The 12,311-nt window shown below is 62.2% G+C and carries 11 protein-coding genes and 1 riboswitch; of the genes, 3 read left to right on the forward strand and 8 right to left on the reverse strand.

Going from position 1 to position 12,311, the window contains the following annotated elements:
• Positions 1 to 9: 9 nt before the first annotated feature.
• Positions 10 to 224, reverse strand: a riboswitch (cobalamin riboswitch).
• A gap of 336 nt (positions 225 to 560) precedes the next feature.
• The 3 genes from ABW043_RS10360 to ABW043_RS10370 form a co-directional block, all read right to left on the reverse strand.
• The gene (locus tag ABW043_RS10360; RefSeq protein ID WP_353921132.1) at positions 561 to 1,307 is read right to left on the reverse strand and encodes an SDR family oxidoreductase; all 747 of its coding nucleotides are present in this window, start codon (positions 1,305 to 1,307) and stop codon (positions 561 to 563) included.
• Positions 1,308 to 1,370: 63 nt separating this feature from the next.
• Complete coding sequence (locus ABW043_RS10365; protein ID WP_353921133.1) at positions 1,371 to 2,297, reverse strand: alpha/beta hydrolase; 927 nt, start codon at positions 2,295 to 2,297, stop codon at positions 1,371 to 1,373.
• A 62-nt stretch (positions 2,298 to 2,359) separates the two neighbouring features.
• Positions 2,360 to 2,668 (reverse strand): putative quinol monooxygenase, encoded by a 309-nt coding sequence (locus ABW043_RS10370; protein WP_353921134.1) that lies wholly within the window; start codon positions 2,666 to 2,668, stop codon positions 2,360 to 2,362.
• Between the two features lie 184 nt (positions 2,669 to 2,852).
• Here ABW043_RS10370 and ABW043_RS10375 point away from each other — a divergent pair, with 184 nt between their 5' ends.
• Positions 2,853 to 3,725, forward strand: a complete 873-nt coding sequence (locus ABW043_RS10375) for an AraC family transcriptional regulator (protein WP_353921135.1) — start codon at positions 2,853 to 2,855, stop codon at positions 3,723 to 3,725.
• Between the two features lie 50 nt (positions 3,726 to 3,775).
• Here ABW043_RS10375 and ABW043_RS10380 read toward each other — a convergent pair whose 3' ends face one another.
• The 5 genes from ABW043_RS10380 to ABW043_RS10400 all read right to left on the reverse strand — a co-directional run bounded on the left by ABW043_RS10380 (position 3,776) and on the right by ABW043_RS10400 (position 10,535).
• Complete coding sequence (locus ABW043_RS10380; RefSeq protein WP_353921136.1) at positions 3,776 to 7,123, reverse strand: tetratricopeptide repeat protein; 3,348 nt, start codon at positions 7,121 to 7,123, stop codon at positions 3,776 to 3,778.
• 208 nt (positions 7,124 to 7,331) lie between these two features.
• Positions 7,332 to 8,384 (reverse strand): MotE family protein, encoded by a 1,053-nt coding sequence (locus tag ABW043_RS10385; RefSeq protein WP_353921137.1) that lies wholly within the window; start codon positions 8,382 to 8,384, stop codon positions 7,332 to 7,334.
• On the reverse strand, positions 8,381 to 8,830 hold the full coding sequence (locus tag ABW043_RS10390) for a DUF6468 domain-containing protein (protein ID WP_353921138.1): 450 nt from the start codon (positions 8,828 to 8,830) through the stop codon (positions 8,381 to 8,383). Before ABW043_RS10390 ends, ABW043_RS10385 begins: the two co-directional genes overlap by 4 nt.
• Before the next feature lie 14 nt (positions 8,831 to 8,844).
• On the reverse strand, positions 8,845 to 10,011 hold the full coding sequence (gene fliM / locus ABW043_RS10395) for a flagellar motor switch protein FliM (RefSeq protein ID WP_353921139.1): 1,167 nt from the start codon (positions 10,009 to 10,011) through the stop codon (positions 8,845 to 8,847).
• Positions 10,011 to 10,535, reverse strand: a complete 525-nt coding sequence (locus tag ABW043_RS10400; protein ID WP_353921140.1) for a flagellar basal body-associated FliL family protein — start codon at positions 10,533 to 10,535, stop codon at positions 10,011 to 10,013. The genes fliM and ABW043_RS10400 overlap by 1 nt, the downstream gene beginning before the upstream one ends.
• 287 nt (positions 10,536 to 10,822) lie before the next feature.
• Between ABW043_RS10400 and flgF the strand changes: the two genes are divergently transcribed.
• On the forward strand, positions 10,823 to 11,563 hold the full coding sequence (gene flgF / locus ABW043_RS10405; protein WP_353921141.1) for a flagellar basal-body rod protein FlgF: 741 nt from the start codon (positions 10,823 to 10,825) through the stop codon (positions 11,561 to 11,563).
• 15 nt (positions 11,564 to 11,578) lie between these two features.
• Positions 11,579 to 12,311 (forward strand): flagellar basal-body rod protein FlgG (flgG, locus tag ABW043_RS10410; RefSeq protein WP_353921142.1); only part of this gene is annotated, 733 nt, incomplete at its 3' end.

Below are 12,311 nucleotides of genomic sequence, written 5' to 3' on the forward strand. Positions count from 1 at the left end.
CCCGCCCGTGGACGTTATTTCGCCTTGGCAGGTCTCCTGGCTCGCGGGTCACCGCTTCCGTCCGTCTTCCCAGGCTCTCACCCAGTGACATCGTGGACTTCAGCTCGCCGCTTACAGTTGCGGGGGCAGCGCCGGCTTTCCCGAACAAGACGGGGCACCGACTTCCCTCTTAGCCCCAAAACGTTGCGAACAACGACTGGGGAACCTAGGCATCCTCACCATGACGCAGGAACCAACCGAAGTCAACAACATATAAAGACATCTTTATATCTTTACATCGTGATGGGTCATTCGCCTGTCGCGGTCTAAGCTGGAGACGTCCCCGGCCCCGCATTCAGGCCACTCGGCGATCAGAAAGGATCGTTTCGGTAATGAAACTGTGGCCTGGAAGAAGCGGCTCGCTTCCAGACCACAGTTTCACCTTCGAACTATCTACCCCCAGCGAACGCCGGTGCGTTGCAGACTGCGGGATGATGCCAATCTGATAGCGAGGAGATCAAAAATCCGGCGCCCCTTGCGGACATGCCAGTAGAGAATGGTGCGAAGCACCGGCCTCGCACTCATCGCGCCGCCTCCCACAAGGCGACGGCGTCGGGGCCGGCCGGATAGCGCAACTGATCGGACGCATCGTTGGCGGCGCGCCAGATGATCTCGGCGACATCGCTTTCCCTGGTGGTGAGCGCCGGCTCTGCGAAGGCGGCGAAGATCGGACCGGCCACTTCCGCATAGGCCGCCGGGATCAAGTCGGCGATCGGCAAGGCCGTGTTGGCTGCAAAGCGGGTGGTCGGGGCATAGCCGGGCTCCACCAGCTTTATCTTGATGTCAAAGCCGCGGAGTTCTTCCGCGAGAGAGCCCGAAAACCCCTCGATGGCCATCTTCGTAGCCGTATAGGCCGCCGCAAAAGGGGATGGCGCCAGTGTAACGCTGGAGGTGACGTTGACAATGGTGCCGCCGCCCCTTTCACGCATGCCGGGCAGCGCGGCCTGCACCATGGCCATAGTGCCAAGCGTATTGGTCTCGAAGAGGCGGCGGACGTGATCCATGGGCGAGGCTTCGAAGGCGCCCACCATGCCGATGCCGGCATTGTTGACGAGGACATCGAGGGAGCCGGCAGCAACGAGGCACGCGGCGATGCTTTCAGGATCGGTGACGTCGAGCGGCAGGATGATGGCGCGGTCATCGGCGGGCAGAAGCCGGGGCTGCGGCAGGCGCATTGTGGCGATCACCCGCCAGCCCCTATTGTGGAAGTAACGCGCGGTTTCGAGACCGTAGCCGGAGGAAGCGCCGGTGATGAGAACGGTTTTCATGAGTGTGTCTTTCGTTTTCGAGGAGGGAGTTACTCAGGCAGAGATGCCGAGGAAGCGAGCGAGCTAGGCCGTACGCGCCTGACGAGCCGCGGTGGAAAGCGCCGCATCGGGGAACATGGCGTCGAAGCCGTGGAAGCCCCCAGCCCAGATGTGGAGCTCCGCTTGGCCCCCGGCGGCCCAGATGCGGCTGGCATAGGTAGTGTCCTCGTCGCGGAAGACCTCGGCAGTGCCGGCGTCGATATAGGTGGTGGGGAGACCTGACAGGTCAGTCGCAAGCGCCGCGGAAATATAGGGCGAGACTTCTGCGCTATCGGCCGATCCGAGCACAGACTGCCAACCGAAAGCATTCTTCTCGCGCGTCCAGATGCCTGGTTCCCCGGCATATTGGCGGCTCGAAAGGGTATCGTTGCGATGATCCAGCATGGGGCAGATGAGGATCTGCGCCGCGATGGCAGGGCCGGAGCGGTCTCTTGCCATCAGCGTCATACCAGCGACGAGGCCGCCACCAGCGCTAGCCCCAGCCACGATGATGTGGGAGAGAGCGACGCCCAGCTCCTCAGCGTGGGAGGCGACCCAGGCGAGGCCAGCATAGCAATCCTCGACGAGTGTGGCGCCGGAGACCTCGGGGGCCAGGCGATAGTCGACTGTGACGACCGTAGCGCCAAAGCGCTCCAGCCATTCGAGCGGGATATCGAGATTGGCGAAGCGATCACCCATCACCATGCCGCCACCATGCACCCAGTAGATGCAGGGCGCATTTTCAGTCGTGGCGCCACCCGGACGAAAGATAGAGAGTGGCAGGATATGACCGTCGGCCGTTGATATCTCCACCTCACGCCGTTCGACCGAGCGGCCTTCGAGATAGGCTTCCGCGGGCATTTTGTATTGCCGCATCTGGGCCAGGATGTCGGGATTGATCGTGGTGCCGAGCGGCATGCCGACGAGGCGGGCGGAGAGTTCGGGATCGAGTTCAGGGCGAGGCATAGACATGATTTTTCCTTGCGTGAAATGGCGCGAGACAGCTCGGCGATGAGGGAAGCGTTGAGGTGGGGCTAGGCGAGAATGGCCTTGCCGCCGACCGGGACGGCGTCGACATAGGTCGAATCTCCCGCAATTAGTGGAGCGAAGCGGGCGACATAGGCCCGGGCGATGTCGCCGGCGAAGAAGCGAGCATGCGCCTCCTTGCTCACCCAGCCTTCAGTGACGAAGACGAGATCGGCGTTGCTGGCCGAGCGGGCGACGAGGAAAACGAGGCAGTCGTCGTTGGTGAGCGAGGGGGCGGAGAGCAAGAGGTCGACGAGATTGGCGCCCTTGCCGGGCTGGGCGGTGATGGTCGCGTGGAAGCCATGCTGGCTGGTCATTTCGTGTCCTTTCGTGGTTGCAGCAAGCGTGGCTGCGGTGACCCCAATCAAACATTTTGGCGCGACTTGGCGTTAGTCGGATACTCCCTCGCACTTGCATAATCCTCCCACACTGGAGAGAATTGTTGTATCGTCGTCGAGGTCATTCTAGGGATTGGTGAGACGAACGGGTGGATGTAACCCCATGCAGATCGACGAGCTTCGCCACCTGATTGACCGCCATGCGGGCACGGAGAGTGCCAACTCCATCGAGGGCGTCATGATCGCGCGACATGACGATCCGGGATTGAAGCAATCCATGTCCGGCTCGGTGATGGCGTTGATCGCGCAGGGTATGAAGCGGCTAGCGCTCGGCGACAGGGTTTACGAATACGGCCCGGGCCAGTTTCTGGTCTCGTCGCTCGATATGCCAGTGTCAGGTCAGTTTATCGGCGCGAGCGCCGAAGCGCCGGCTTTGGGTTTTGGTCTTTTGCTCGATCCAGCTTCCGTTGCCGAACTGCTGTTGCGGTCTGGCACACCGATGCCAAGGGATAGGCGTGGCACGGTGCCTTCCGCCATGGCGGTAAGCGATGCTCCGGAACAACTCATTGATGCTGCAATCCGCCTACTGCGATTGCTCGATTCTCCCCGCGACCTCGCCGTGATGGCCCCACTCATAAAACAGGAAATCCTCTGGTGGCTGATCGTCGGCGATCAAGGTGCGGCTGTGCGACAGCTAGGTTTGGCCGACAGCAATCTCAGCCATATCGCTCGGGCGGTGAGTTGGATCCGCGAGCACTATGCCCGCCCCTTCCGAGTGGAAGACGTCGCCGAGATTTCGGGTATGAGCGCATCGGCGTTTTACCGCCACTTCCAGGCGGCGACCGCGATGAGCCCTATTCAGTTCCAAAAGCAGATTCGCCTCCAAGAGGCTCGGCTGCAACTTGCTGCGGGCCGGAGCGACGTCACGGGGGTCGGCTACAGCGTGGGCTATGACAGCCCCGCCCAGTTCAGTCGAGAGTACCGCCGGCAGTTCGGTTGGCCGCCGAGCCAGGACGTAGTTTCTCGGCGAACGTAGATGGTACGATTGTCATCATCCTCGGACACGCCAAAAGTGCTCGGCACGCCCTACTGGCTGAGAGACGCGACCGAGCCGCCTTCTTCGTCTGTTGCGGATACGGGCGTCAGGGCGCCTTGGCTTTCGTAGACTTCGCGATAGGCGGCGAGGAAGGTTTCGAGGCCGTCGACGGCGGCGATCTGGGAGGCGACCTGGCGGAACTGGTTGCTGGTCACTTCGATCGGGCCGGTGACATAGTCGAACATCGGCCATTCCGGCGAGTTGACCATGGCGTCGGAGTATTTTGCGCGCAGCCGGGCGAGGCCAGCCGCGTCGTTTGAGAGCGCGTAGCCGACGCCGGCCTGCAGGATGCCCATACGGGCGGCCTTGCTGAGCGGAACACCGGCCGGCGTAGCGCCGTAAAGGGTCTCGATGAACTGGCCGGCCTGGGCGTAGCGCTTGGCCTGCCAATGTGCGTCGATGCGCATGAGTTCGACGTCCTGGCCAGTGAGCTCGCGCACGAGATCGAGTGCGAGCTGGTCGCGGCCGCCGTCAAGCAGCGCACGAGCTTCCAGAATGCGGCGCTGACGGGCGAGTGTACCAGACAGATCCGGCAGGCGCGTATCGTTGAGCACGCGCATGGCGTCGGCCGGCTTGTGCTCGGCAAGATAGATGACGGCGAGGTCGGAGGCGACCTCGGTGCGGGCCACGCCGCGCAGACGGTTGTCGAGCTGATATTGCAGCAGTTCCGCAGCCTGCGGCAGGAGGTCGACTCGGACAAGGCGGCGCGCGAGATTGCGGATCATTTCGTCGCCGCGAGCGCCGGGCGGGGTTAGCTGGCGGAAGTCGTAATAGATGCCAAGCGCTTCCACGGGGCCGATGGAATCGGCGAGGCCGTTGAGGAACAGGTCGTTGAACATGCGCTGGGCGTGGTCACTTAGGGCCTGCACGTCACGGCTTTCCGGGTCGCTAGCGACGGCGGCCATGACGGATTCAAAACCCTGGCGATATTCGCCGGTGCGGAAATAGAGATCGGCCAGCATGCCTTGCATATCGGCGCCCAGGGCATCGCCGCGCCAGAGCAGCGCTTCGGCGGCCAGGGTCTGGGCGCCACGCACCACGTCGAGGCGTTTCTGCTTGTCGAGAATGCCCAGCGTACGGAAAACCGCTTCGGCGCGTGCCGGACGGACTTCGGTGGCGATGGCCTGGCCATACATGTCCATGGCCGCGTCGAGACGCCCCTGCTCCTCGGCAATGCGGCCGGAAAGCAGGCTGAATTCGGCGACCTGATCGGGGTTGAGAGCGGCGAAGACGACGTCGCCGATCATTTCCTGCGCTTGGTCGGCGTAGTGTTCCTCGACGGCCGCGCGAGTGGCGGCCAGCAGGAACTGCTCGCGTGCCCAGGACGGGTAGCTGTCGATGATGGAATAGGCCTGGGTGGCATCGGCGCGAGCGCCGGCATAGTCGCCGTTCTGCGAGCGTGCGATGGCGCGCCAGAACATGGCATCGACGTCCTGGTCCATGCCAGAGCCGTTGAGGCGCATCAGCGCGTCTTTGGGACGGCCGGCCATGATGTTGGCGACGGCCTCGCTCATATGGACCTTGTCGAGCACGTCCTCATTGCGCTGGGTCTCGCCGATGACGCGCAACACGCCCAGGGCCTCGTGGGAAAGCCCGTTGGCAATGAAGAAATTGGCGAGATCGAGCCGTGCCGTATCGCGAGCCCGGCCATCGCTGGCGGCGGCAGTAGCCTCAAGCTCGTCGCGCTGTTTGCCGAGGAGCGCGAAATCGGGCTGCTGCAGGGGCTCGAAATCGATGAAGCTGGCGCGTTGCGTCGGGGCCGAAGAGGGAAGGTCCTGGCGGAGCGTATCGGTGGAGGAAACTTCGAGACCCTCGTCGGCCGTAATGACGGCGAGAGCGTTTTCGAGCGCAACTTCGAGGTTGTCGGCCTTGGGACGAATGACGAGACCGTGGACGCTCTGCAAGGCGGAGAAGTCCACATAGTCGAGCGAGCGGGTGATGCCACGGGCGGGCGGATAGGCGGTAATGACGCTCAGATGGTCTCCGACCAACGGGTCCTGGAAGTCATGGACGCGACCTGGACGCACCATATTGGCGGTCATTTCGAAGTCACCGCGCATATCGCGGCGGCGCGTGAGTTCCATGGGTTCGGTCGGCGCCATCATGACGTCGCCAAGGGAAAGAACCCAGGCTTGGCCTTCCGAGCCAATGGTGGCGAGCCGATCCTGCGCCAGATCGATGCGAACGACCTGTGCGTCGTCGACTGTGGTGACGACGAATTCACTCGAGATGGCTGAGAGCTTTTCGAGCTCTTCGGGAAGCTGGATGGCGCTGTGGGTGTCAAAGACCAGCCAGACGGAATCGCCGCGGCGGAAAATGGCAGAAGGCGTCTCCTGCACAAACGGGAAGACGACGCGCACGGTGCTGCCCAGCGTCGTCACGAAGGGGGTGATCTTTTCGGGATCGGTCGCGGTCAGGTCGCTGCCTGCCACAGCCACGCCGGGCTGCTGGCCCTCGGCGGCGGCTGCGCCGGCAGGCGCTTCCGTAGCCAATGCGGCAGCGGAGAATTCCGGCAGGCCCTGGCCGTCTATGTCGATATCGAGGACATACTGGTTGGGGCCGGTCGAATAGAATCGCGGAACGACGCCTCGGCCGAACTTCATCTCGACGGCGCTGCCATCAAGGGTGACGGCATTCTTCACCGAGACGATTTCGGACGGAAGATCGGTCAGCAGTTCGCGCAGGTCGATATTGACCGGCCATTCGAAGTCGATACGGCCCTGCTCGCCCGAAAAATCAAACTCACCGCCGGTGGGAATGGTCCAGTCGAACTGCAGGCGCATGAACGTCGGATTGCGGCCAATGCGGAGGCTGGCAATCGGATTCTGTTCGGCAACGACCTGCGCCTTGCGCCGCTGGTCATCGCGCAAGGCGATGCGCTCGGCCTTTTCAGCCATTTCGTCGAGCACGTCTTGCGGCAAAGGCGGCGGCGAGCCCTGCCAATTGGGCGGCAGGAGATCGATGAACAGCTTGGTGCCCGCTTCGGTGCGGTTGAAGTTTAGCGTTGTGCGAAGACCGATGCGCAGGCCTGTTCCGGCCGGATCGAGCCGCGCCACGGACAGATATTCGGGCATGATCGAGGCGACGTCGGGAAGAACGAGGGAGATCGCCTCGTCGAACTCGAGCGACAGCACGCCATTGCTCATGCGCATGGAATAGGCAGGCATCGTATCGCGGTCAGGGAAGCTGACAACGAGACGCCCGTAGCCTTCTTCCTGGGTGGCGAAGAACTGCGCCTGCTCCTGGGCCATGGCGACCGAAACAGACATAAGGCTGACCGACAGCAAAGCCGCAGCAAGAATATTCCGTGGCCGAAGCCAACCCGGTTTGCTGGTCATTTTCACGACTTCCACCTGCCCGACGCGGTGCTGGCAACCCCGCGGCATGCGGAAAAGACCAACGACATAAAGACTAGGCACAAACCTAATCGGGCATGCTTAACGTCCGATTACGCGGAGGGGGCGGAAGAGCCTCCACGGCCACGAAAATTTGGCCTCGGGCAGAAAAAAGCCCGCAATTTCAAGGTTGCGGACTTCTGGGTCCAACTTACTGGCCGACGATCTGCGGCAGAGCTGCCAGATCGGCCGCCTGCATCTCTTCGGGATTCTCCGAAGTCTCGGAGGCGAGTCGCACGGTCAGCTCCTGCGCCCGGGCCGTATCCATGGCCGCGAGAATCGGCGCCATCTTGCGTGGCGACATCATCTTGGCGACACGCACCAGGATATCGATCTCGAGCTGGTTGAAGATGCCGGCAGCGTCCTTGGGCTTCATCGTCTGGTACATCGAGACGATGGCGGTGAACTGCTCTTCTTCGAGCTTTTTGCGCTCTTCGACGAGGGTAGCGATTTGCCCTTCAAGGGCCTGCAGGGTTGCGGTTCGCTCATTGGCGCGCTTTTCGGCGGCATCGATGAGCGAGGCACGCAGAGCGAGTTCCTGCTCGTAGGTTTCAAGTTCGGTGCGGCGCGCCGCCAGGCGATCAAGCAAGACCTGCTCGGTGAGCGTCGGATCGCCGCCACCAATGTCGACCAGGCCGGTAGGCGTCGACAATTGCGGCGCCGCGTCAGTCATCGGCGGACAATCGCCCGACACGACCGTGAGCTGACCACCTTCGGATTCCCCGACCGGACGCGGAGCGCAGGCATTGAAGTCGGCAACGCTATTGCTACCGCCATGCCCGTCGCCTGCCGGAGCAGCATCGACATTAGCCTCGGCAACCTGAACGGTCTCGCCCTCGGCGGCTGGTGCCGCGCCATGCTCGCCTTCCGGGGCCGGAGCTGCGCCGTGACCGGCTTCAGCAGCCGGCGGAGCACCGTGACCACCGGCTTCGGCAGCGGCCTGCTGGCCGAGCGTTGGTGCGGTATCACCCATAGTTGGAGCAGCATCCGAGAGGGTCGGCTGTTGCAGGGTTGTAGTTGCGGCAGGCGCTGCCGCGCCGCCGCCATGGCCGCCCGCAGCCTCGCCGCCACCACCGCCGGCCGCAATGGCCGGGGTGACGCCCGAGAGAGCGTAGTGTCCCTGGGTAACCAGACCCACGGTCTTGAGGACCAGGAGGGCCGCCACCATCAGGATAACGACAGGGAGCAGGCGAATCCGGTTCACGCGGCAACTCCACGATTACTGACGCGCGTCGAAAGCTGCTCGAGCGCGGCGCGGACCTTGTTGGGCTGCTTGCCATCCATCCGGTCGGCCTGTTCGGCTGCCTGGGTCGGCGTGGCGAGCACCGGGTGCTGGCGGGCCACATTGGTGAGGCGCACGATGCGCTGCATCATGGCCGCGCCGGCATTGACGTGGTTGGCAAGCTCGATGCCGAAGCGCTCGGCTTCCTCGAGGCGGGAACTCAGGGTCATGTCCGCTTCGACGGCGGTAGACTTGAGTTCCTTGATCGCCTGGTTGGCAAGGTTGGTGGCTGTTACCAGATCACCCACCATCAACTTGAGCGCTTCGCGGTCAGCGTGAAGGTGTGCGAGACGCCGGTTGAGGACAACGCAATAACCCAGGGTAAGCGCCATGAGTACTGCGACCGCAGCTTCAATGAACAATCCCATCGACAAGCCCAACATCATCGACCTTCCATAGATTCATCAATCGCCTCAAACGCCGCCATTGTGACCTTGGGCGGATTGAGGGGGCGGGTGACCCGCACTGAAACGTAATTTCCGATATGGCCCATGACGGCCTCGGTAAGCTCGACATCGCCGCAACGCAGCAGCACCGGATCGCTCGGCGAACGCTCGAACATCACCGTGTCCCCGACATTGAGCGCCAGAAGGCGCGACAACGGCAGTTCCTGTTCATGCAGCACCGCGTCGATCTCGACATCGGCCTGGTAAATTTCCGTCGCCAGATGGCCTTCCCAGATCGGGTCGCGGCCGAACTTTTCACCCATGAACATCTGCAGGAGCTGTTCGCGGATGGGTTCGATGGTGGCGTAGGGCAGCAGGATTTCGACCTTGCCACCGCGATCATCCATTTCGATGCGGAGTTCGATCAGGATGGCAGCGTTGTTCGGCCGGGAGATAGCTGCGAAGCGCGGATTGGTTTCCATGCGTTCGAGCTTGAAATTGATCTGGGTGACCGGTTCGAAGGCACGCTTGGTGTCCTCAAGGATCACTTCGATGAGGCGCTGGGCCAGAGCCTGCTCGATGGTCGTATAAGGACGCCCCTCGATACGCACGGTGACGCCGCTGCGACGACCGCCAAGCAGCACGTCGATCATCGAATAGATGAGGTTGGAGTCGACGGTGAGAAGGCCGTAGTTCTCCCATTCCTCTGCCTTGATGACCGAGAGAATGGCCGGCAGCGGGATGGAGTTGAGATAGTCGCCGAAGCGCACCGACGAGATGGAGTCGAGCGAGACTTCCACGTTGTCGCTGGTGAAGTTACGCAGCGAAGTCGTCGCCAGACGCACGAGGCGGTCGAAGACGATTTCGAGCATCGGTAGACGCTCGTAGCTGACGAGCGCGTTGTTGATGAGCGCCTGGACGCCACTCAGCTCTACGTTGCTGGCCGTGGCCGCATCGAAGCCGAGGAGATTGTCGATCTCGTCCTGGTTGAGGACGCGATCCACGCCGCCATCGGCCGCCGCATCCTGGCTGGCCTTGAGCATGGCTGCCCAATCTTCTTCGCCGCCATCCTCACCCGGGATGTCGAAGGAAGGGCTGGCGGCATCGATCGTATCGAGGCCCCAGTCTTCCGAGAGTTTGTCTTGATCGGAAGGACCAGCCATCACTGCACCAGGATTTCCTTGAAGAGAATGCTTTCGATGCGCGCCGGGTAGACCGCAAGATTGACGCGGCGCAGCAGTTCTTCCTTGAGGCGATAGACGCCTGCCGAACCTTCAAGATCGGATTTGCGCAATTCGCGCATATAGACCTGGAAGGCATCCACGACCTTGGCTAGGCGTGGCTGGATCTCGGTCATCATGTGCTCGTCGGCCACTTCCAGTGCCACGGTGAGCTTCATGTAGTTCTGGACGCCGTCCACGCTCTGCAGGTTCACCATCATCGGTTCGAGATTGAAGATGAAGGTATCTGGAGCCACTGCCCCATGTTCGCCCGCTGCGGCCCCATGCTCGCCCGCCGGCGCAGCATGCGCATCTTCTGCAGGAGCAGAGCTGCCCGAGGACATGAAGAAGAAGAGCCCGGCACCTGCCAGAAGGACCACGACGACCGCAGCACCGATAATAATGAAGAGCTTGTTTATGCCCTTCTTGGCCGGCACTTCACTGCCAACTTCCGCTTCCGTCGCCATAGAATCCCCGCAAGAGACAGTCTTGCGACCAGACGATTCCGGCCGCACGTCCACCTAATGCCATCTTGGTTAACGACTGGTTACTTTTGACCCCAACCCGGCAACTTCTGCCGAGCAGTTATTGCCGCTGCGCTGAATTCGTACCCGGCAGAATTAACCCATCAAGTCCGCTAAGGTACTGAATTTGCAGGGTTTGCCGATGTGGCATGGTTTCTGCAATTCGAGAAGCGAGGCGGCAGGCTTGGGGAAGCAGGCCATCTCGGGGACTTAAGAAACCGGGGATCGAGATGATCGAGAACGCACAACTCATCAGCCTGTCGCGCCAGATGGCGCTGCAGCGCCACATGGACATGGTGGCGAACAATATCGCCAACGTTAACACGACGGGCTTCAAGGCCGAACAGCTTCTGTTCGAAGAATTCAAGATGCCGATCGCGGCCCATGGCGACTTCTCCGGCGACGATCGTACTCTTTCCTATGTCCAGGATTGGGCGACCATTCAGGACTTCTCCGATGGCGCCATGGTCCAGACCGATGCGCCTCTCGACCTGGCCATCAGCGGCGACGGCTTCTTTACGGTGCAGACGGCAGCCGGAGAACGCTGGACGCGCGGTGGCGCTTTCCAGATCAACAATGAAGGCACGCTCGTGGACCTTTCCGGCAATCCGGTGATGGGCGACGGCGGCCAAATCCAGTTCGGTCCCGAAGAGACCGATATCCGGATCGGCGCCGATGGCTCGATCTCGTCCAGCGCCGGCGCCAAGGGTCGGCTCCGCATCGTCGAATTCGAAGAGCAGCAGGCTCTCGTTCGCGAAGGCAATAACCTGATGTCCGGTGGCACGCCGATCGCGGCCACCAATTCACGCGTGCTGCAGGGCTTTACCGAAAAGTCCAACGTCTCGGGTGTTTCCGAAATGGCGGAAATGATCCGCGTCACCCGCGCCTACGAATCCATCGCCTCGCTGGGCCAGAAGCAGGACGACATGCGTCGCGATGCCATCAAGCGCCTCGGCTCCGTTTCCGCCTGACATTGAGGACCCGCCATGAAAGCTCTTTACATCGCATCGACCGGCATGAGCGCGCAGGAACGCAATGTCGAAGTCATCTCCAACAACATCGCCAACATGCGTACGCCCGGCTTCAAGCGCCAGCGTGCCGAGTTTGAAGATCTTCTCTACCAGCAGATTTCTCGCGCCGGGTCGCAGACCTCGGACCAGGGCACACTGGTGCCCGCCGGCCTCGAAATCGGTTCGGGTGTGCGCACTGTCGCAACGCCCCGCGTCATGAGCCAGGGCAGCGTCAGCATGACCGAGCGCGAGCTCGACGTCGCTATCCGCGGCGAAGGCTTCTTCATGGTCGACCTGCCTGATGGCCGCACCGCCTATACCCGCGACGGTTCGTTTGAGCGCAGCCCCGATGGCACGCTGGTCAATTCGAGCGGCTACCAGATCTCCGGCGGAATCACCATTCCGGGCGACGCCACCGGCGTCTCCATCTCGCCCGATGGTACGGTGGAAGCCTTTGTCGGCACCGCCGGCGACCCGGTCCAGCTCGGCCAGCTCCAGATGGCGCGGTTCGTCAACAAGTCCGGCCTCGAATCGATGGGCGACAACCTGTTCCTCGAAACCGCAGCCAGCGGCCCTGCCCAGATCGGCGTGGCCAACACGGACGGCAACGGCAACCTGATGCAGAACTATCTGGAAATGGCCAACGTCAATTCGGTGACCGAAATCGCCGATCTGATCGCCGCCCAGCGCGCCTATGAGATGAACGCTC

This window comes from Devosia sp. (genome assembly GCF_040509215.1).
Classification (GTDB): Bacteria; Pseudomonadota; Alphaproteobacteria; order Rhizobiales; family Devosiaceae; genus Devosia.

Excerpts from the sequence above, each read along its gene's own strand:
- ABW043_RS10370 (WP_353921134.1), bottom strand. The coding sequence starts at position 2,668 with ATGACCAGCCAGCATGGCTTCCACGCGACCATCACCGCCCAGCCCGGC.
- flgF (WP_353921141.1), top strand. The coding sequence starts at position 10,823 with ATGATCGAGAACGCACAACTCATCAGCCTGTCGCGCCAGATGGCGCTG.
- ABW043_RS10375 (WP_353921135.1), top strand. The coding sequence starts at position 2,853 with ATGCAGATCGACGAGCTTCGCCACCTGATTGACCGCCATGCGGGCACG.
- ABW043_RS10380 (WP_353921136.1), bottom strand. The coding sequence starts at position 7,123 with ATGACCAGCAAACCGGGTTGGCTTCGGCCACGGAATATTCTTGCTGCG.
- fliM (WP_353921139.1), bottom strand. The coding sequence starts at position 10,011 with ATGGCTGGTCCTTCCGATCAAGACAAACTCTCGGAAGACTGGGGCCTC.
- ABW043_RS10390 (WP_353921138.1), bottom strand. The coding sequence starts at position 8,830 with ATGGGATTGTTCATTGAAGCTGCGGTCGCAGTACTCATGGCGCTTACC.
- ABW043_RS10400 (WP_353921140.1), bottom strand. The coding sequence starts at position 10,535 with ATGGCGACGGAAGCGGAAGTTGGCAGTGAAGTGCCGGCCAAGAAGGGC.
- ABW043_RS10360 (WP_353921132.1), bottom strand. The coding sequence starts at position 1,307 with ATGAAAACCGTTCTCATCACCGGCGCTTCCTCCGGCTACGGTCTCGAA.
- ABW043_RS10365 (WP_353921133.1), bottom strand. The coding sequence starts at position 2,297 with ATGTCTATGCCTCGCCCTGAACTCGATCCCGAACTCTCCGCCCGCCTC.